This window comes from Sphingobacterium sp. UBA865, from assembly GCF_002295765.1.
Classification (GTDB): Bacteria; Bacteroidota; Bacteroidia; order Sphingobacteriales; family Sphingobacteriaceae; genus Sphingobacterium; species Sphingobacterium multivorum.
Genome location: NZ_DBGB01000023.1, coordinates 96,373 through 115,881 on the forward strand (window position 1 = coordinate 96,373; position 19,509 = coordinate 115,881).

Genomic DNA, 19,509 nt, shown 5'->3' on the forward strand with positions numbered 1-19,509 from the left:
TTTAATTAATTTTCAAATAAAAGGTGATACTTTTCGCTAAATTGGTACATGTCTATAAATGATATTGCTATGCAACAATTGATCAATTCAAATCGAACAATAGACCGGCAGGTGCTCTTTATGAACTTGTATAAAAGTACATTTCCTATCGTGGCTAAGTATATCAGTCGCATGGGCGGTAATTTAGATGAAGCCAAAGATGTATTTCAGGACGCTTTACTGGTGTATTATGAAAAGATACATTTAAAAGAAACACCACTAAACAACGCTATTGGTTATTTGGTCGGAACAGCCAAAAATCTATGGCTTAAACGGTATGGTCAATCCAGCCCAAACCTCTCCCTAGATCAAGTGGATATTGCTTTGACAACCGAAGAGTCTCCTTCTAGCGCAAGGCTGTTTCGCTTTTTGGAGATTGCCGGGCGCAAATGTTTAGAACTTTTGAAAAGCTTCTATTATGATCAAATGTCCCTGCAAGAAATTGCAGATGAATATGGCTATTCGGGCGTAAGGAGCGCCACTGTACAGAAATTCAAATGCCTGGAGAAAGTTAGAGAATCCGTTAAAGAAAAATCCCTGGTTTATGATGACTTCATGGAATGAGACCCAGCAGATAGAAGCATATATCTTTGGAATGGCTGAACCAGAAGAAGCGTTGCTTTTTGAAGCGCAATTGGTATTGGACGAAGAATTGGCAGACAAGGTTATTGCGCAACAAAAAGCTTATGAAGCTATTCAGCAATTTGGGCGCAAACAATTAAAAACTGAAATTGAAGCCATAACGCAAGCATTATTTACATATCCTGAACATGTCTCTTTTAGAAAAAAAATACTAAAGTTATTTCGCAAATCCTAAATTCTTAACATCATGACGATTGACAAAAATGAGTTCCGCAAATTTGCGGTAGGGCACTGCTATGTCCAAAAAGATCTGGTGGATCATTACATTTCCGGTATCGAGCAATCCCGCATGCCGCTTGCCATGACTCCATATATCACCGAAGAACGCGAATTGCGCGTATCACAGATGGACGTATTTTCCAGATTGATGATTGACCGTATTATCTTTATGGGTGCTGCCGTAGAATCCAACATCGCCAATATCGTACAAGCCCAGCTGCTATTTCTTCAATCTGTTGATCCCAAAAAAGATATACAACTGTATATCAACTCTCCTGGCGGCGAAGTTTATGCTGGATTAGGTATTTATGATACGATGCAATTGATCAGTCCTGATGTTGCAACAATCTGCACCGGTATGGCACTCTCTTTTGGCGCGATATTACTCTGTGGCGGCGCCGCCGGCAAGCGTAGCGCCCTGCAGCACGCACGGGTGATGTTGCATCAACCGCTGGGCGGTGTTCAAGGGCAGGCATCTGACATTGAAATTACAGCCAATCAAGTGTTGAAAATAAAGAAGGAGCTGTACGATATTATTGCCAAACATAGTGGACAAAGCTATCAACGTGTACATGATGTTAGCGACCGGGATCACTGGATGGTTGCTTCAGAAGCAAAAGAATTTGGAATTATTGACGACGTACTGACCTAGCGATGATCATTAAATTTATGAACAATTTCAAACGGACTATTGACAGACTATTGTCAATAGTCCGTTTAATTTTGTTATCAATAAATTTAGATCATCATGAAATTAACATCCATTCGACTGATTGCAAATGACATCCAGCAATCCGTCACATTCTATGAAGAAATCCTGGGCCTCACCGCGCAATGGTTTACACCAGATTTCGCTGAAGTTTCCACCAGTTCGATTACCATAGCTATTGGAAGTACGCGTACGATGCAAATGTTTAGCGACAGCCCCACTGTCTTTGGCAACACGGCCCCCATTATTATTGAATTTTTAGTGGAAAATGTAGATCATGAATATATTCGGATCAAAAATAGTGCTTCAAAAATCGTTCAGGAGCCGACAACAATGCCTTGGGGCAATCGCTCATTGCTTTTTTGTGACCCCGATGGTAACCTGCTTAACTTTTTCACGCCACTGAGCCCTGAGGCCATCAAGAAATTTGGTTTAGACGCTACTAACTAGTCTGCTCATCTGACAAGATACTAACATCGAATATAGTATCTTGTCTTCATTAATTGACATTTAACAGCTATTCAGCTCATGTCCCTCATTAAAGATATATATACATGGGAATTCTATCAGTTTATTGCTGATCAGTTCCACCTCGTTGATAACAATTTTAACAGAGAACAGTTTATCAAACGTGTTTTTGCAGGCAGTTTTCATGAAATGGAATGGAAACAGCGCACAAAACATAGCACAGCGGTCTTGCATGAATTTATGCCGAACTCCTTTCCTGAAGCAGCGGCCTTACTAAGACAAGTTGTGGGACATCTCCTAAAAACGAAGCATCCGGGAGGACTTGAATATGTTATTTTTCCAGACTATATCGAAACTTACGGCATCGAAGATTTTGAAACAGCTGTACAGTCATTTGAAATCGTCACGAGATTTATCAGCTGCGAATTTGCCGTTCGCCCATTTATTATCAACTATGGATCTCGAATGATCGCGGAAATGGAAAGGTGGTCCAAAAGTCCACATGCTCAGGTACGACGCCTTGCAAGCGAAGGATCTCGACCTCGACTCCCTTGGGCGATGGCAATTCCATCGTTGAAAAATGATCCTACTCCTATCCTGTCCATCCTACAAAACCTCCATAATGATTCATCCGAGAGCGTCAGAAGAAGTGTAGCCAACAATCTCAACGATATCGCTAAGGATCATCCCCATCTTGTCTTGGGTATTGCCCAGCAATGGAAAGGTATCAGTAAAAATACAGATGCTATCATCAAACATGGCTGCCGTACCTTACTCAAACAAGGGCATCCAGCAATTCTAAGCTTTTATGGACTGGATTGTAGCGATTTCGATGTTACCAATCTCAGTATTCATACACCGGCTGTTAAAGTAGGTGAACATCTTATTTTTTCTTTTGAAATCGAGAATGGAAGCAGCACCGCTAAATCACTACGTCTGGAGTATGGGTTATATTATCAAAAATCAAATGGCCAGCTATCTCGAAAGGTTTTTAAAATTAGTGAACGAATTTATCAGGGAGCTGAGATAAACCGTATCGAGCGAAAGCAATCTTTTAAATTGATTACCACCCGGAAATTCTATGCAGGGAAGCATAAAATCTCCATTATTGTCAATGGGCGAGAAAGGGTCCAACAGGAATTTGAGCTATTGCACATTTAATGGGACATAAGAAACAAACGAAGGGCTTTCGTGTTCTACTAGAAACAATAGAATATGCGCTGGATGACTTTTTCCAAGGTATATGTGGTAGGTGGTTTATATTAATATGAAGTCTGTTATGAAGAAAATTCTCTTAATCTTTTTTGTCTTACTTATTCTATTTATCATTGGGCTTTTCATTAGAACGCTGACTTATCCGTTTACGCGAGTCAAAAAATCGGAGGTGGCGCCAATGCCGCCAGCGGTCAATGACAGCATTGTTGCCCGATTTGCCGGCGGTATCAAAATAGCCACCATCTCTATTGGCGACTCGATATTATTTAATCATGCTCCTTTTGAAGAACTTAATAATTATATCAGGTACAACTTTCCACTGATCTATCGCTCGCTGGAAACCTATACAATCAATGGTCATGCGCTGGTCTTTCGACTCAAGGGAAGCGACAAGAGCTTGCATCCGCTACTCTTTCTTTCCCATACGGATGTCGTCCCTCCTGGTTCAGCTGCCATAAAAAACAACGATTCATCACTATTTCAGCCTAGCGACCAGGCGATACCACCTGTAAGCGAAATCGCCGAAGAGTGGGACTATGCACCTTTTTCGGGAGCAGTAGCCAACGGCCGCATTTATGGACGTGGAAGCTTAGACATGAAAGGAATGCTTTTCTCCTTACTTGAAGCGACAGAACAGCTGGTTCGAGAACAGGTACAGCCCAAGCGGGATATCTACCTCGCTTTTGGTTTTGATGAAGAAGTTGGGGGCGTACGTGGCGCAGCCAAAATAGCAGACTACTTCAAAGAAAAGGGCCTTAAATTCGAAGCCGTTTATGACGAGGGTGGACTCATTCTGGAAAAGGGCTCGGTCGAGGGGATCAGCTCGGATGTAGCATTGATCGGTTGCGCGGAGAAGGGATTTTTATCCCTGAAAATAAAGGTTAAAGGTCTTGGTGGGCACTCTTCGATGCCCCCAACAACGAGTGCAATTGGTCAAGCGGCAGTCATCATGCAGCGCTTAGAAAATCACCAGATGAAAGCACAGATCAACCCCATTATCCAAAACTTCTTTCAACAGGTTGGTGGCAGCATGCCTTTTGCCTCCCGATTTGCGATCGCTAACCGCTGGCTTCTTGAACCTTTACTTCTGGCTCAACTAACGAAAAACCATTCGACTAATGCTCTCGTGCGAACAACTACGGCACTGACAATGATGAAAGGCAGCGATGCCCCCAATGTCCTTTCACCTGAAGTTGAATTTGTTGTCAATTTTAGACTGCTACCCGAAAACACCCTACAGGAAGTTCGGGATCATGTCGAGCAGGCTACAAGCGGGTTTGATGTTGAGATCGAACAGGTCGACAATGCCCGAGAAGCATCCAAAGTTTCACCAACAGACGCTAAAGCCTACAAAATGATGGAAATTGCTATCCGCAGACTATACCCCGATCTTATTATTACGCCCTACCTGACGGTGGGCGGAACCGACGCCATCAAATATCAGCATCTCAGTGATCATATCTATCGTTTTATGCCCATTAAAATTAATCACGCCGAACAGCAGAGTATGCATAGTACCAATGAATACATCAGCATTGAAAACTACCTGAAGATGATAGACTATTTTTATTACATGATGCGTCACTACGACGATGAAAAGATTTAACCATGGACAATCTTCGCAATTACATTCACACACTGGTTGATTTTTTAACAAACACAGATAAGAAATATGAAAACAGACAATAACGCACTCTTGGAATTCGAAAAATTTATGGCTATCCGATTGAAATCCTCAACAGATTTTGTGGAGGGCCATTTTGACTCTCTTAAAGACATTTCTGTCTCGAATGAGCCGGCAACAATTTTTCCGCCCAATGGAATATACATCTCTGGGGTATCCGAGGTCAATGATTTTAATCAAAAAGGAGCTTCCAATTTCCTTCCGGGTGCAGAAAACAAATTTGAAGTGATCCATCAATATGCCTGTGATTCGCTAGCTTACTGGACGGGTATACAACGTTCGACAGTCAACGTAAAAGGGCGAGATTCAGCAGTGATTTTCAATCTCAGAATCACCGAAATCTTCAGAAAAGAGCAAGGCAATTGGAAGCTTTTGCATCGACATGCCGATAAACTGGCCGAATAATCGAGATGGCTTAGCAAATCGTCAGATAAAACGGCTGTGTGCAGCAAACCACTGGAGACTATTTAAGCTATTGTGCATTGCAGCATTTACCTAATGATAGTTCATTAAATAAACAATGGTGACTATCTAACGTATCCCTTTTGTTACAAAAGCAATTCACACAAACGATTGCATTGAATAATTTTCGTTTAATTTAATTGTATTTATAAAATTAGAGTCAACAATTAAATTTAACTTATGAGATATCCCAAATTTACACTACTGCTTTGCGCGGTATTGGCAAGCTTTCTGTCTTGCAAAAAAAGCGAGGTGCAAACCAATTTAGAAGAGAAATTATCGCTCCGCGCTGCATCCCCTGGAGCAAGCGGATACGAAGTTCCCTTAGGTGGTAATGCCTTTGTTACTTCAGCACCTTCCGGTGCAGTTGAAGTCATCAATAGCAATGGCTTGGCAAACTGGACCAATGCCAATAGTGTGATCAGTACCTATGCAAAGGTCCCCCAAGCAGGCGCTTTACGTGTTAAAATAAGGGCTAAAGTATTACCGTCCGGCGATAGCAGTACGGTGAAGTTAACGATCAACGGTGTAAGTAAACAAATCAAACTTAAGGGTGGAACCCTTAAGGATTACACTGTTGGTACCTATTCGCTAAATGCGGCGGGTTATATAAAAATGGATCTTCAAGGTGTATCCAAGTCAGGTGGTTACTTTGCCGATGTATCCCATTTGATTTTAGATAGTTCGGCAACGAATGGCACAGTAATTTATAGTGACAATAATGTAGATAATACCTACTATTGGTCGCGACGGGGTCCATCCTGCCATTTGAGTTATACCATTCCAACAAATCAGCAAGTTTCCTATTATTATAGCGAGGTGAAAGTCCCCGCAGGAGAAGATAAAATAGGATCTTACTTTATGGCAAATGGCTTCGGCCAAGGATATTTCGGAATGCAGGTCAATTCAGCGACAGAGCGCAGAATATTATTTTCTGTTTGGAGTCCATATAGCACCGATAACCCATCACAAATACCTGCAGAGGACCGCATTACATTAAATAGAAAAGGTGCAAATACCACGACAGGAGAGTTCGGTGGCGAAGGTTCTGGCGGACAAAGCTACCTCAAGTTTAATTGGACTGCCGCTACTACCTATAAATTTTTATTAAAGGGAGAACCTGATAATAATGGAAGTACTGATTTTACAGCATGGTTTAATGATCCTTCGACCAATACTTGGATACTCATTGCAAGTTGGAAACGTCCCAAAACAAATACTTATTTAACAGGATTTCATAGCTTCCTCGAAAATTTCAACGCCGACAACGGCTTTCTGGGACGTTCGGCAGAATATAGTAATCAATGGGTTCGAACATCTGCTGGAACTTGGCTGAAAGTCGTGGAAAGTACCTTTACGGTTGATGCAACCTATTCCAATAACCAGCGGATAGACGCCATTGGCGGAATAACCGGGAATAGCTTCTTCCTGAAAAATGGCGGTTTTTTCAATACTGTCGTAAATCCCGGAACGAAATTTACACAAGCAGGTACTGGCACAGCACCTTCAATAAATCTAACAACACTGCCGTAATACGCATGTTTACAGCAAATTATTAGTAGTTTATATTCCATGTAAAGGGGCGATACGTTCAAATGAAGTATTGCCCTTTTAAAAACTTAACCTTGTGATATTTACATAACAATTCGTACCTTTCACTAACACTTTAATAAAATTAGCTAATCCCCCGCCTTGGGCAGGTTGTAAACCCAATGGCTTTTCCGAATACCGACGATAGATTCCAGCATCAAGAACAATAAACTTGTTTATGAATATACTATCCAAACCCTTATTTATCCTATTGAGCACCCTGTTGCTAATTAGTAGCCTTTCATCAAACGGACAGTATCTTTCACCCATCAATACTGACCATAAACTTAAAAACCAACTCGATACAATTGTAAACTGTTCCGTTTTTGATTATCTTTCCAACAACAATACATTTAGTGTGTCTATTGGGATTTATATTAAAGGGCACAAAACAACCTACACCTACAGTAGAGAAAAGTTACCAAACGCCGATAACTATTACAACATTGGATCGGTGGCGAAAACCTTTGTCGGCGCTCTACTTGCGCAAGCGGTCCTTGATAAGAAAATCAACCTCGATGATGATATCCGTAAATACTTGCCAGGAGGTTATTCCAATTTACAATACCGCGGCCATGGAATCCGCGTTAAGCATCTAGCAAATCATACTTCTGCCCTTCCAAAGACTTTCAGATCGCTACCTACCAAAGTTGTCGATAGTTTAAGGGGGCTCACTATTCCGGAACAGGTAGACTATCTTGGAAAGTACAGTCGTGACGACCTATTGGATGATCTGAGGAAAGTCAAGCCCGACACCGTCCCAGGTACAAAGTTCAGTTACAATAGCACGGCTGTGATGGTACTTATTGCGCTATTGGAAAGTAGCTATAAAGATTCCTATGAACATCTTATCAGCGCATATATGAAGGGACACCTCGGTATGCATTATACAACGCCCTATTTAGATGAGTCACAAATAAACGACGTTGTACAGGGCCATGACAATAAAGGTCAGCCTGTTCCATTTGCGAATCTGAGCGGGTTTTACTTTGGTCCCACAATGAATTCAACGATCAATGATATGTTGATCTACATCGAAGCCAACCTCAAACTAAACGATAGAGCCCTTGGTCTAACACATCAACTGACTTATGGAAAAGACGATGGATTTGGTATGGGGCTCGGTTGGATGATCAATCGTGACGAACGTGGGGTTCGCTATTTCTATCACGATGGAAATACTAAAATAGGCTACAATACCTTATGTGTGCTGTATCCCACAGATGATTATGGTATCGTTATTATGGTCAACGACACCATTGATCAACGCAAGGTCAGTGAACTTGAAAATGACATTAGACATCAGTTATTACTGTATGATCGGCGACAGGTTCAGCCTTCATCTTCAGCAGAAAAGAAGGATTAAAATTAAGTTATCATTAAAAAAATATGTATTTATTTTTAATTCAATAAAAAATAAAATTAAAATAAGAGAAGTAATAATAAATTCTCCCAAAATATTATTAATTTTCGGAAACTAACCAATGTGGAAATCGGTGAATGTTTATTTTTTTAACTAAAGAAAGGAGGCAAACAAAACAACGACAATGAGAACCGCTTGAAAAACCAAGCACATTTAAATTAATGATTCATTCACAAATCTTAAAAACTAAGTTATGTTAAAATTAACCAGTCGCTGGAACAGACTTTATGCTGTTTTGGCCGTAGTTTCCACATTTTCTATTTTTAGTTGCCAAAAAGCTTCATTAACTCCTGAGAGTCCAGAAGCACAACTGAACAAAAAAGCTGCTGTATCCGCACAGGCAGGAGCTACAATTGCAACATTAAATTGGGATCAAACCTATCAAAAGATTGATGGATTTGGTGCATTCGGAGGCCGGATTGTTCCATTCTTTGAATCCGCAAAAAGAGATAGTATTCTGGATTATTTATGGGGAGGCAGTGGATTGAAACTGAATATCCTTCGTGGAAAAGTACTTCATACCTATCCTTTTAATCAACAGACCAAGGTCGTTACCATTAAACCGGCAGGAGTTTCGATTGACGTAGACCCCAATAGTGCGACTTATCAGAATTTGACAGCAGATGAAAAAGAACAGCTTGGACAGGTCTGGATCATCAAGAAAGCAAAAGAAAGATTCCAAGTTCCCTTCGTTATGGCAAGTACCTGGACTCCGCCCTTATACATGAAGACCAATACGAGCAGTATTTCCGCGAAATGGTTTAATGGACTTAATTTTAATACTTCTTCAACAGCTTTCGCGCGCTACCTGACTGGATTTGTAAAATCATTTCAAAATGAAGGAATTACAATCAATGCTATCTCTCCTTCAAATGAGCCTGAAAATGTCTTTTCAGACTGGGATGCTTCTTATTGGGACGCTTCGCATTTGGGACAATTTATTACCAACAATCTCCGTCCAGAATTAAACAGCGCTGGTCTACAATCCACCAAGATTATATCTTCCGAAAATGCGGCCTGGGGAACTGCCGATAATTTCCTCTCAGGCATGGACAGAAGCAATGTCGACATCCTTGCGGGGCACGGCTACGTTGAAATAAGTGGCATCATCACTGGTCAACGTGGGTTTAACCAGAGTCCGTCCATGTGGAATTTTAGTATTGGTGGTAAACCAATGTGGGTAACAGAAGCGTCCGATGATGGCGGCAATTATGACAGTGGCATTGAAGGCGGCTTGAAACTGGCCGTTAATATGCACAAACTACTGGCGGATTGTAATGCCAATGCCTATGTGTTTTGGCTAGGGATGCTGGCATTTCAAAATAATGAGGCGCTTATTTGCACAAAGAGTGATGGTTCTTTGGAGTTTCCAAAAACGTATGATGTGATGGGACATTATTCCAGGTTTATCAAAGCAGGTTATATGCGTATCAATGTAGCGGTTCAAAATGGAAATGGCTTATTGATTTCGGCTTACAAAGATCCTCAATCAGGTAAGTTTGCCTTAGTTGTCACCAACACGGGTACTGCAGCTGTTCCATTGGATATCAACCTCACAGGTTTTGCAAGCGGTGCGCTGAACAATTACCAAACCACGGCAAGCAGTTCTGGCCATTGGGGTAATGTCGGAGCTGTAACACCAAACAGCTCAGGTGTCTATTCCTTAACAATACCTGCTAAAAGTATAAGCACTTTAGAAGGCAACAAACTTTAATTTGTTCATCATACTGAGGGAGCTGTCCTCCCTCAGTGTATTGTTCAAAACACATATTGTAGTTCTAAATTTTGTGCCATTGCCTGTTTCCCTTTAGCTTGAAAACTTAACTTTCCATAGCATCTGAAGATATGCGTTCGAAAGCATAAAAATTTGAACCACTTCTAAAAATAAGAATTTAAAGAACAAAATCCAGCTGGCTTTCGTTCTTTAAAAAATCAATTCTAAATCATTAGGAGACATAATGTTTAAAAAACAAATTGAAGAACGCACCTGTTCTTTCCGAACTAAAATATATTCCAATATCTTTGCTACCTATATTTTGGAAAAACTACTATGAAATTGCGCTACCTTACGATGCTTACTCTTGGGATATGTACTATCTCTGGATTAAAAGCACAAGAAAAATCAAATCTTATCAAACTAAATCTTTGGCCCCTATCTGTCGGGAATATTGCATTGGAGTATGAAAGATCGCTCAATGAGCACCTATCGATCAATGGAACGATAAGTTATCGTCCAAAAACCAACTTACCCTTTAAATCCCTATGGGAATCTGTTTTTGATGATGATAATAATATTTTGGGTGAAGCTAAATTAGGCGCTTTTTCCATTACCCCCGAAGTACGTTTCTACCTCGGGAATAAAGAAGTGTTAAAAGGATTCTATATCGCGCCCTTTGTCAAATACGCCAATTACAGTGTACACACAAAGATTACCGTCGATGAATCAAATTATCACCGTGAAGTACCTCTATCGGGCAGCTTAGATGCTTTTACCGGTGGGGTAGCTGTCGGTAACCAATGGAAACTTGGACAAAACATCTATTTAGACTGGCGCATTGTCGGTCCCGGTTATGGTTTCAACAATGGAAAGTTCGAAGGGAAAACTCCATTAAATGCAGACGAACAACGCGAAGTAAGGAGACAACTGGATGAATTTGATAGCAATCTCATGAAAATCAAAAAAGAAGTAAATGCGGATGGCGTAACACTAAGCACTAGCGGACCGTTTGCCGGTATTCGCACCGCATTATCCATAGGCTACCGGTTTTAATTACAAGATCCTACGTTCCTCGTATCATCTTTTCCAATAAGCGCACAATATTGGTGCGCTTTTATCCATAGCAATCGCTAAGGATCCTTTGTGCAGTTTTCATTCCAGTTTCGGGAAGAAATAGATCAACTATTTAGTAAATACCCAAGGATTTCTATCTTTGCACAACGGATCACCAGAATATTTAAACAATTAATTAATAACGATTATTTCGCCGCGAGGTTAGTTTCAGACTTGTTTAAACCTAATTTGATTATGTACGCCAATTTTCAAAGTCAGCTAAAGTCTACAACTAAAACCGCCATTATCTTGGTGAGCACTATTAAGGAATAACATCCCTATCGCTAGTTTTTTAAATTAGATTATGCTCACGGGCATACTTAAGCACTTGTCCTATGGTTTGACATTCTGCTTTTGCCATCATCTTCCTGCGATGTGCAACAACTCTGTGTGGGCTCAAAAAGGTGTAAAAAGCAAATAAAAGACCGTTTATTATCCAATAAAAAAGCAATTGAGCAAGACCTGAGCTATTGACCTCTTCTTGCTCCATTGTTTTCTTTAAATGGTGCTGGATTTTATGCAATTATTCGATCCCGGATTCTGGTAGTTCCAACAATCAAATCCACTTAGTCTTCTATCCACTATTTAGAATGGCCCTTAGGAGGTGTTTCCAGAATTTTAATAAAATGTCCCTAATTTTATCTTTAATATCATTTTCTCCAAATACTCTTGCTACCTTTGTTCTTCAAATTAAATTAACATGCCAAAAGAGACAAGAACAGGGCTTTATCAGGGAATCATCGAAAAAGATGACAACGGGAATTACTTTTGTGGTCCCTACCTACTGGATTATCAGACCGTAGAAACTTACTATAAATTGGGCGATCGCGTTAGTATCAAAACCATTATCAAAAATACAAGCCGCAAGAGTATGGAAGCTTATCCGCAAAAATCAGTTAAATTTTCCTATGCGTCAGAGGATCATGGAAATGATTAAAACCCATTTAGATTGAACAATATAAATAACAAGGCCAGTTCTACAGAAATGGCCTTGTTATTTTCAAGATTGTTTTTGACGCGAGGCGAAAAACAAAGCCTCTGATTTTTGGTAAATCAAGAGGCTTCAACATAATCAAATGGATCGATTACTTTATAAAATAGGTATATTTTTTTTCAGCATAAAGAATGTACATTCAATAACTTATCTAAATGATGCATCTAAAATTCATTTTCCATAAAAGCTATTCTAAATTCACATTCTTTTTGAGCGATTCAACCCGTCGTCGCTACCATTTAGTGTAAGTGTCATTACTGATTTACGCTTCAAATATAAAAAACTAGTTTAATAGCTTCCGAGCGGAGATAATTGCTTGTGTCTAATTTTCGTTGAAATAGCGATTCAGTACGATGAAATTAAAGAGCGGAGTAAGGCGATATATCTCGATAATAAAATTATATTTGCAAAAAAAACAATTAACCCAGCAATGAATAATAAATGTCTTAATTGCAATTGTGCGATAGAAACCATTTTTTTGCGGCTATTGTGGACAAAAAGCTGCAATGCACAGAACACGATATTAATGCCGTAATCAATACCATTGGATTACGCAATCGAAATTATATTGGAATTAATATATAAGTATACACGAATCACTAGCCAATAAGGTCTTATGCTACAAAAACGATCAAGTTTTTTTCTACAATTTGGTATTCTATTAAATTTAATTACATGTAATTTTTGTTTTGCACAAAGACACAAATACGATAATAGACGAATAGATAGTGCAACATTTGTTGAAACTAGAACAATATTAAGCCAGTTAAGCACGGATCAATATGAGAAAAGGATATTCACCAATGAGTTCGTTACAATACCTTACCGGCTTCTCTTACCAAAAAATTTCAATTCAAAAAGAAAATATCCTGTTGTCATTACATTTCATAATTCATCTAGAATGGGTAGTGACAATGAAAACCAATTAGAGCATTTGGCAAGAACCTGGATTAGAGAAGATATTTATACAAGGTTCAACTGTTTCGTTGTTGCCCCACAGTTTGAAAAGCGTTCATCAATCTACGAATTGAATAAGAATGGTATACTTGAGGCAAGACCTTCAAGAGATGCACGGCAAATTTTAGAATTGATAGAAAATATTGAAGACGAGTTTAAAAATATCGATAAAAATCGAATTTATCTCGTCGGTTATTCTATGGGAGCGTCAACAGCACAAAACCTCATGAGCCTGGCCCCAGAAAAATTCGCAGCAATGATTTCTATCGCCGCTGTACCAGATCTATCTAATATCAACACACTTGTTCATAAAAACATTTGGCTTATCCATGGTGAAAAAGATATAGAGAATTCTTATATTGGAAGCGAAGTTTTGTACAAAAAGCTGCACGGAAATCGTAAACTCAATTTCACAACTTTTAAAAATTTACAGCATAATAATATTGTCATTCCGTTTCTACTAACGGACGAGCTCCAAAAATGGTTATTCACTAAGCATAATTAACTTAATTGGACTAGTACCGAGTCTTCAGGGCAATAGGTTGTAATTCCTCATTCGGTATCTGAGGAACATATACGGTCTGTCCTCCCCTTTCGTCGATCAACAAGGCCAATAAACTACTGATGTCGTCGATCGTGTCCAATCCTATAGGGCTGTCTACTATAGCTATATCCCGATCCGAAAGAATCTTTACGGCCTGATGGAAGCTTTCTTGAACCACTAAGATATCCCCGCGGCCATCTTGGCAGGCGCGATAGATTTCTTGAAGATCAGTGATCACTAAGCCCTTGCCCACAGCTGCTTCCAATTCTTTAAAGTAGTCCTCATTTTTTCGTACAAGCTCCTGTTTCATAAAATTCCAAGCACGGCTCTCCAACTGATGTGTTTCAATGTTGTTATAATCAATAGGCAGGTATCCGTAATAGACCGAGGGGCGATCTGCAACCTGTAAGAGCTTGCTATAGTTATCTTCTGTACAGAAAACGAGCGTGCCAATCCTCTCTTCACCAATAAATCGTAAAAGCGCTTTATCAACCCGATTAAGATATTCCCTGAGAAGATCATCAAGATGTTTGGCATCACTGCTCTTATCCGGAAATGTGTTATGGAATTGATTTTCGGGAATCGGGAACTCTTCGCTACTGATATCCTCAACAATACGACCATTGGTGGCTCGAAAAAGGTGGACACCGCTTTGCGAAAGGAGCATCACAAGATAACTGGTTTGACGGCCAATCTCCTTCACCAACGGGCGTACTGCAAATGTATTGCTGATATGGACTCCTTCTTGGTTTGTCTCCCAAGAGGACTTGAAAACTTCACTGATGGTATCAGAAACGAAAATATGAAGACTTTCAAGATTATAATTGATATCGAGCTCTTGATCTATTTTTTCCAATTTTTCGATCAGACCAGCAATATCTTTCTGATCATGTTTATCCAACAACCTATCAATCGCTTCTCTTTTAAAATTTTTGATTTTTATGCGGTCACTGAGATTATCAGGATGTGTGCGATGGGTATTGACAGAGATGGTAACACATAATTTATCCTGAACCCGAATAAGGGTTTGCAAAAGTTGTTTTTCGAACATTATCATAAAGAAATCCGTTAAGAAATAAATACAGTTATATGTAACAACAATTGCAGGAAGCTTCTTGTTTGAATAAAATTGAAGTGAAACAGTTTCCGAGAACTTATTTTCAAAAAACAATACATCCCCTTGACAGTTATGCTAGGTAAAAAAGCATCTACATGAAAAATATTTTTATCGCGGAGTGACAGGTTGTGTCGATCTCCAACACTCCTGTAGATACGATAAAACTGCTATTGAAGAAGTTGATTTTGATATTCTGATTGACTTTACCACAGCGTTTATCGCAAAGCAAAATGTCCTCTTTCGAGGAATAAAAGCTAGACAATTGAAGCCTAGCTTTTATTTATAGTCGTCGAAACAGTTAATTTAAGCGATAAACTTTGAGCTGTTTTTGCAGCTTTTTACGTACCATGTGAATTCTGGTCTTTATAGTGCCTTCTGGCATATTAAAATAGGAAGCGATTTCATGGTATTTATAACCATCTAAAAATAGACGGAAAATTTCATAATTTTCGGGCGTAAGACTGGTCATCGCTTTTTCGATGTCTTCGGCCATAAACTTATTGATCCCTTTATTGAGTTCAGACGTGTTGGTACTTTCTAAGGCAATATAATTATCCTGAATTTCCGTCACGCGCTTGGCTTTTCTATACTTATTAATATACGTATGCTTCATAATCACATATAGCCAGCTCATTAACTTCGGATGCTGCACAAAGTTGTCTATGGACTTCAATGCCCTTATCCAGGTTTCTTGGATCAAATCTTCCTTTTCATCCGGATCAGCTGTAAATTTAGCAGCAAAATGATTAAGCAAACTTCTTTTTTCGTTGATGAGTACATTTAAATTGTAGTTGTTCATAACTTATCCTCTTTCTTTTTTCAACTGATTGTTTAAAATGGTTTTACATGAACAGAGGTAACAAGAAGGATGCTAGATTTGAAGCTCCATTTGCGCCAAAAAATAAATAGCAGCGTTGAGGGTAGAAATACGTTTTCCTATTTTATAAAGCTAATTAAGCAAAGTTTAATAGCTTTTTGACATTTATTTTAAATAATGATCAAAAAATAAGCAACTAATAAAAAAAGATAATAAGGTATTTATTTACTGCTGAAATGTTAGAAATACGTTTATTCTGCGTTTTAGCATTTTATATTCAGATGAACATTGTATACAGTTGTTGAGAAAACTGAACACGCAATTGATCGAAATACGATATCAAAGCAAACTATCACTATTCGAAAGCTGTTCTAAATAAAAAAATCAAATTATGGGAAATCTATTGTACATCATCGCCGTTATATTGGTCATCATTTGGGCGATAAGCTTTTTTGGAGGTTACGCTACGGGAAATATCATCCACGTGTTATTGGTCATTGCCATTATTGTCGTTTTATTACGTGTAATTCGTGGTGCTGCTTAAACTGAACTCAAAAGATGAAACAAAGCCGAACGTAAACTACGTTCGGCTTTGTTTGTTTTAAAGATTTACAGACTCGGTATTCAATCCATAGCAAAAAGAATAGTGTGATATTGTCGCTAAGTTTATGTTCTTCATTTGTAGCTGAGGTAAGAATAATACCTTGACATTTTAATTAAGCTTTTCAAAACATCTAATGAGCGCAAACGTTTCGGTTCCCAGTTTTGTTCAAATTAAAAAGGAACGCCAGGAAGCATTTTTGCCGATCCCATTTAACGCTTTTTACGATATAAACTGAACCACTATGACACAAAACTCAGAAATCATGATTCATGCCGCCCGACTGGGCAATCTCGAAGTCTTACGTGAATTGATCAATCAGAATACCGATGTAAATACACGGGATGGCAAAGGCTATACCCCATTGATCATTGCCTGTTATAACAATAAGCTGGCTGCAGCCCAATTACTATTGGAAGCTGGTGCCGATGTAAATGCACAGGATAACGGTGGAAACACAGCCCTGATGGGTGTTGCTTTTAAAGGTTATCATGATATTGCCAAATTATTAATCGGTTATGGCGCAAATTTAAACCTGCAACATGGGAACGGTGGCACCGCGCTGATGTTTGCAGCCATGTTTGGCAGAAATGAAGTACTTAAGCTTCTACTTGACAATGGTGCAAATACCAGGCTACTCGATACCCGTGGCTTGTCGGTGTTAGACCTCGCCGCGCAACAGGGAAATGATACCGCACTCACACTGCTACAGCATTAGTATTTATTTAAATAGGATGGTCCACAAATATGCCCCAAATAGTATAAAACTTTTTGGGGCATATTTCTACATTGGATATTATTTAGATACTACGCAGGCACTTTGCGCGATTTTTCCCGCTCCCAAAACCGGTGTTGGGCAATTGCTTTAATGAATTTATCCACTAAGGACTTCGGATCCTGATCAACTATAATTCCGTCATCAAGCACAGTCTCCGCTGAAAACTCTTGGTATACCTTGCTAAAAAAATAGGTCGCTTCCAAAACCGGACTTGCCTCGATATCTGCGGCAATTGCTTTACAGTGTTTGAACGCTTCATTTAGAAAATGGACAGCATCGGCATTGGACTGCAGTGTAGCTACGCTATCCTTTCCTCCGGGTATATATATGGCGTCATACAGCACCGATGCTCCCGTTAAAAAGCTTTCTTCAACAGGGATCTTCTTGTTGTCCGTGCCCGTAACCTCCCCGAGCTTAGGTGCAATAACATGGACAATTCCACCCGCAGCCCGGATCGCATCTGCCACGGCCTGAAATGATTTCGTATCTACTCCATCGGCAGCAAGCACGGCGATCTTTCGACTCTTGATCGTATCTTTTATCGTATTTTGCATACTTAAAGCCGCCGATTTTTTTAATTGCTCCTTGACTTGAATAGGCTCATAATCGGAAGGATCGGCATCTGCTGGGATGCTTTTATTAATCGGCTTTTCAACTTCTTTTTGCACCTGTAATCCCAAGGCAAACGCAACTTCAGCTGCCAGCCCCTGATCGACCAGCGACAGTATACCGATCATGCGCTGCCTTACCGAAACGGCCTTCACTTTACCCAGCTCAAAACTGAACGCATCTACAAGATGATTTTTTTCCGGCTCAGACTGACTATTATAAAACAGCCTTGCTTGACTAAAATGGTCGCGGAAACTATCGCTCCTAGCCCGCACTTTTCTGGCATCAATACGCTCTTGATAGCTTTTAAAACCACCATCTGCCTCGCCTACCTGCGCAGGATCATTATTCCCCAATGAATTTGGTCCATAGCTCGTCTTACCTCGATCAATCCTTTGCCGCATAAATCCGTCACGCTGATTGTTGTGCGAAGGACAGATGGGCCTATTAATCGGAATTTCATGAAAATTAGGTCCACCTAAACGAATAAGTTGGGTATCTGTGTAAGAGAACAATCGCCCTTGCAACAACGGATCATTTGTAAAATCAATTCCTGGCACAATATTGCCAATATGAAAGGCAACCTGCTCCGTTTCGGCAAAGAAATTATCGGGATTTCGATTTAAAGTCATTTTTCCAATAGGCTGAACAGGCACCAACTCCTCAGGAACAATCTTCGTTGAATCTAGCAGGTCGAAGTCATACTTAAATTCGTCAGATTCGGGAATGACCTGTATGCCGAGTTCCCATTCTGGAAATGCACCGTTTTCAATGGCGTCCCAGAGATCCCTTCGATGAAAATCGGGGTCTTTACCGGATATATTTTGAGCTTCATCCCATGCGACTGAATGGACACCAAGCAGTGGTTTCCAATGAAACTTAACAAAGTGCGATTCACCATTGGTATTGATCAACCGAAAAGTATGAACACCAAACCCCTCCATCATGCGGTAACTACGCGGTATTGCTCGATCACTCATCAGCCACATAATCATGTGCGTCGACTCAGGCATTAAAGAAATGAAGTCCCAAAATGTATCATGGGCAGAAGCCGCTTGTGGAATTTCATTGTCGGGTTCAGGCTTGACAGCGTGAACAAGATCGGGGAACTTCATTGCATCCTGAATAAAGAATACAGGCATATTATTACCCACCAGATCGAAATTACCTTCTTGTGTATAAAATTTGACAGCAAAACCACGAACGTCGCGGGCAAGATCCGTCGACCCCCTCGAACCAGCAACCGTAGAGAAACGCACAAACACTGGGGTTTCAGTTTCGATATCATTAAGAAAACCCGCTTTTGTCCATTCAGCTAAAGGCTTGTATAGTTTGAATACGCCATGCGCGCCCGAACCTCTTGCGTGTACAACACGTTCGGGAATGCGCTCGTGGTCAAAATGTGTGATCTTTTCTCGGAGAATAAAATCTTCCAAAAGCGTAGCGCCCCGATCTCCAGCACGCAGCGAATTTTGGTCATCATTGATCTTGACTCCCTGATCAGTGGTCATTTGCTGTCCTGTGGCGTCCGCCGTATGTGGTCTTAGGGCGTTGACCTTTTTATTTTCCACTGGATCAACTTGTTCAGTCTTCAATTCTTTTTTTTTCATTATAATCGATTTTTGGGTTTAAACATCGTTTGTCGTATAAACTTTGAAGAAAATTCAGCTATAACTTTTGCATATCCATCTGGACGGGCAATATTCACCATTTCATATAGGAACTTTTCCAATCGACTAATCGTTTGTTTTAATTCTAAAAGTGTTCTTAAATTTTCTCTCCAAGAAGATCGGATGGCCCATTAATAAGGG

Annotated in this window: 19 protein-coding genes; 15 read left to right on the forward strand and 4 right to left on the reverse strand. The window is 39.8% G+C overall.

Annotation, left to right across the window (positions count from 1 at the left end):
* Positions 1-69: 69 nt before the first annotated feature.
* The 11 genes from B2O97_RS13735 (at position 70) to B2O97_RS13785 (ending at position 11,221) form a co-directional block, all read left to right on the forward strand.
* The gene (locus B2O97_RS13735) at positions 70-603 is read left to right on the forward strand and encodes an RNA polymerase sigma factor (protein WP_070564571.1); all 534 of its coding nucleotides are present in this window, start codon (positions 70-72) and stop codon (positions 601-603) included.
* Positions 584-856 (forward strand): hypothetical protein, encoded by a 273-nt coding sequence (locus tag B2O97_RS13740; protein ID WP_139144943.1) that lies wholly within the window; start codon positions 584-586, stop codon positions 854-856. The genes B2O97_RS13735 and B2O97_RS13740 overlap by 20 nt, the downstream gene beginning before the upstream one ends.
* 12 nt (positions 857-868) lie before the next feature.
* A complete protein-coding gene (locus tag B2O97_RS13745; RefSeq protein ID WP_070564446.1) occupies positions 869-1,552 on the forward strand; it encodes an ATP-dependent Clp protease proteolytic subunit in 684 nt (227 codons plus the stop codon).
* A 96-nt stretch (positions 1,553-1,648) separates the two neighbouring features.
* Positions 1,649-2,059 carry a VOC family protein gene (locus B2O97_RS13750; RefSeq protein ID WP_070564449.1) on the forward strand — a complete coding sequence of 137 codons (411 nt, stop codon included), beginning with the start codon at positions 1,649-1,651 and terminating at the stop codon, positions 2,057-2,059.
* A gap of 78 nt (positions 2,060-2,137) precedes the next feature.
* Complete coding sequence (locus tag B2O97_RS13755) at positions 2,138-3,238, forward strand: DNA alkylation repair protein (protein ID WP_286767566.1); 1,101 nt, start codon at positions 2,138-2,140, stop codon at positions 3,236-3,238.
* A 118-nt stretch (positions 3,239-3,356) separates the two neighbouring features.
* Positions 3,357-4,898: a M20/M25/M40 family metallo-hydrolase gene (locus B2O97_RS13760; protein ID WP_070564572.1), complete on the forward strand. Its 1,542-nt coding sequence runs from the start codon at positions 3,357-3,359 to the stop codon at positions 4,896-4,898.
* 66 nt (positions 4,899-4,964) lie between these two features.
* Complete coding sequence (locus tag B2O97_RS13765) at positions 4,965-5,381, forward strand: nuclear transport factor 2 family protein (RefSeq protein ID WP_070564452.1); 417 nt, start codon at positions 4,965-4,967, stop codon at positions 5,379-5,381.
* 237 nt (positions 5,382-5,618) lie between these two features.
* Positions 5,619-6,971, forward strand: a complete 1,353-nt coding sequence (locus B2O97_RS13770; protein WP_070564455.1) for a DUF3472 domain-containing protein — start codon at positions 5,619-5,621, stop codon at positions 6,969-6,971.
* A gap of 235 nt (positions 6,972-7,206) precedes the next feature.
* Positions 7,207-8,394 (forward strand): serine hydrolase domain-containing protein, encoded by a 1,188-nt coding sequence (locus B2O97_RS13775; RefSeq protein ID WP_286767567.1) that lies wholly within the window; start codon positions 7,207-7,209, stop codon positions 8,392-8,394.
* Between the two features lie 250 nt (positions 8,395-8,644).
* Complete coding sequence (locus tag B2O97_RS13780; protein ID WP_286767568.1) at positions 8,645-10,165, forward strand: glycoside hydrolase; 1,521 nt, start codon at positions 8,645-8,647, stop codon at positions 10,163-10,165.
* A 336-nt stretch (positions 10,166-10,501) separates the two neighbouring features.
* The gene (locus tag B2O97_RS13785; protein WP_201639246.1) at positions 10,502-11,221 is read left to right on the forward strand and encodes a DUF3575 domain-containing protein; all 720 of its coding nucleotides are present in this window, start codon (positions 10,502-10,504) and stop codon (positions 11,219-11,221) included.
* A 352-nt stretch (positions 11,222-11,573) separates the two neighbouring features.
* On the opposite strand, the gene B2O97_RS13790 is transcribed toward B2O97_RS13785, so the two are convergent.
* Entirely contained in the window at positions 11,574-11,771 is a 198-nt protein-coding gene (locus B2O97_RS13790; RefSeq protein WP_115048591.1) for a hypothetical protein, read from the reverse strand.
* Positions 11,772-11,981: 210 nt separating this feature from the next.
* Here B2O97_RS13790 and B2O97_RS13795 point away from each other — a divergent pair, with 210 nt between their 5' ends.
* Together B2O97_RS13795 and B2O97_RS13800 are read left to right on the forward strand one after the other, a co-directional pair.
* Positions 11,982-12,218 carry a hypothetical protein gene (locus B2O97_RS13795; protein WP_070564469.1) on the forward strand — a complete coding sequence of 79 codons (237 nt, stop codon included), beginning with the start codon at positions 11,982-11,984 and terminating at the stop codon, positions 12,216-12,218.
* Positions 12,219-12,891: 673 nt separating this feature from the next.
* On the forward strand, positions 12,892-13,737 hold the full coding sequence (locus B2O97_RS13800; protein ID WP_070564475.1) for an alpha/beta hydrolase-fold protein: 846 nt from the start codon (positions 12,892-12,894) through the stop codon (positions 13,735-13,737).
* A 10-nt stretch (positions 13,738-13,747) separates the two neighbouring features.
* Here B2O97_RS13800 and B2O97_RS13805 read toward each other — a convergent pair whose 3' ends face one another.
* On the reverse strand, positions 13,748-14,833 hold the full coding sequence (locus tag B2O97_RS13805; RefSeq protein WP_139144944.1) for a hypothetical protein: 1,086 nt from the start codon (positions 14,831-14,833) through the stop codon (positions 13,748-13,750).
* 358 nt (positions 14,834-15,191) lie between these two features.
* Positions 15,192-15,692 carry an RNA polymerase sigma factor gene (locus B2O97_RS13810; protein ID WP_046676293.1) on the reverse strand — a complete coding sequence of 167 codons (501 nt, stop codon included), beginning with the start codon at positions 15,690-15,692 and terminating at the stop codon, positions 15,192-15,194.
* 409 nt (positions 15,693-16,101) lie between these two features.
* On the opposite strand from B2O97_RS13810, the gene B2O97_RS13815 reads away from it, so the two are divergent.
* Positions 16,102-16,254, forward strand: a complete 153-nt coding sequence (locus tag B2O97_RS13815) for a lmo0937 family membrane protein (RefSeq protein WP_115048587.1) — start codon at positions 16,102-16,104, stop codon at positions 16,252-16,254.
* A gap of 301 nt (positions 16,255-16,555) precedes the next feature.
* Entirely contained in the window at positions 16,556-17,029 is a 474-nt protein-coding gene (locus B2O97_RS13820; protein ID WP_070560777.1) for an ankyrin repeat domain-containing protein, read from the forward strand.
* 89 nt (positions 17,030-17,118) lie between these two features.
* Here B2O97_RS13820 and B2O97_RS13825 read toward each other — a convergent pair whose 3' ends face one another.
* Complete coding sequence (locus tag B2O97_RS13825; RefSeq protein WP_286767569.1) at positions 17,119-19,308, reverse strand: catalase; 2,190 nt, start codon at positions 19,306-19,308, stop codon at positions 17,119-17,121.
* Between the last annotated feature and the right edge of the window lie 201 nt (positions 19,309-19,509).

Bases quoted from the DNA above. Each gene is read 5' to 3' on its own strand.
- B2O97_RS13735 (WP_070564571.1), top strand. From the start codon at position 70: ATGCAACAATTGATCAATTCAAATCGAACAATAGACCGGCAGGTGCTC.
- B2O97_RS13740 (WP_139144943.1), top strand. From the start codon at position 584: ATGATGACTTCATGGAATGAGACCCAGCAGATAGAAGCATATATCTTT.
- B2O97_RS13745 (WP_070564446.1), top strand. From the start codon at position 869: ATGACGATTGACAAAAATGAGTTCCGCAAATTTGCGGTAGGGCACTGC.
- B2O97_RS13750 (WP_070564449.1), top strand. From the start codon at position 1,649: ATGAAATTAACATCCATTCGACTGATTGCAAATGACATCCAGCAATCC.
- B2O97_RS13755 (WP_286767566.1), top strand. From the start codon at position 2,138: ATGTCCCTCATTAAAGATATATATACATGGGAATTCTATCAGTTTATT.
- B2O97_RS13760 (WP_070564572.1), top strand. From the start codon at position 3,357: ATGAAGAAAATTCTCTTAATCTTTTTTGTCTTACTTATTCTATTTATC.
- B2O97_RS13765 (WP_070564452.1), top strand. From the start codon at position 4,965: ATGAAAACAGACAATAACGCACTCTTGGAATTCGAAAAATTTATGGCT.
- B2O97_RS13770 (WP_070564455.1), top strand. From the start codon at position 5,619: ATGAGATATCCCAAATTTACACTACTGCTTTGCGCGGTATTGGCAAGC.
- B2O97_RS13775 (WP_286767567.1), top strand. From the start codon at position 7,207: ATGAATATACTATCCAAACCCTTATTTATCCTATTGAGCACCCTGTTG.
- B2O97_RS13780 (WP_286767568.1), top strand. From the start codon at position 8,645: ATGTTAAAATTAACCAGTCGCTGGAACAGACTTTATGCTGTTTTGGCC.
- B2O97_RS13785 (WP_201639246.1), top strand. From the start codon at position 10,502: ATGAAATTGCGCTACCTTACGATGCTTACTCTTGGGATATGTACTATC.
- B2O97_RS13790 (WP_115048591.1), bottom strand. From the start codon at position 11,771: ATGGAGCAAGAAGAGGTCAATAGCTCAGGTCTTGCTCAATTGCTTTTT.
- B2O97_RS13795 (WP_070564469.1), top strand. From the start codon at position 11,982: ATGCCAAAAGAGACAAGAACAGGGCTTTATCAGGGAATCATCGAAAAA.
- B2O97_RS13800 (WP_070564475.1), top strand. From the start codon at position 12,892: ATGCTACAAAAACGATCAAGTTTTTTTCTACAATTTGGTATTCTATTA.
- B2O97_RS13805 (WP_139144944.1), bottom strand. From the start codon at position 14,833: ATGATAATGTTCGAAAAACAACTTTTGCAAACCCTTATTCGGGTTCAG.
- B2O97_RS13810 (WP_046676293.1), bottom strand. From the start codon at position 15,692: ATGAACAACTACAATTTAAATGTACTCATCAACGAAAAAAGAAGTTTG.
- B2O97_RS13815 (WP_115048587.1), top strand. From the start codon at position 16,102: ATGGGAAATCTATTGTACATCATCGCCGTTATATTGGTCATCATTTGG.
- B2O97_RS13820 (WP_070560777.1), top strand. From the start codon at position 16,556: ATGACACAAAACTCAGAAATCATGATTCATGCCGCCCGACTGGGCAAT.
- B2O97_RS13825 (WP_286767569.1), bottom strand. From the start codon at position 19,308: ATGAAAAAAAAAGAATTGAAGACTGAACAAGTTGATCCAGTGGAAAAT.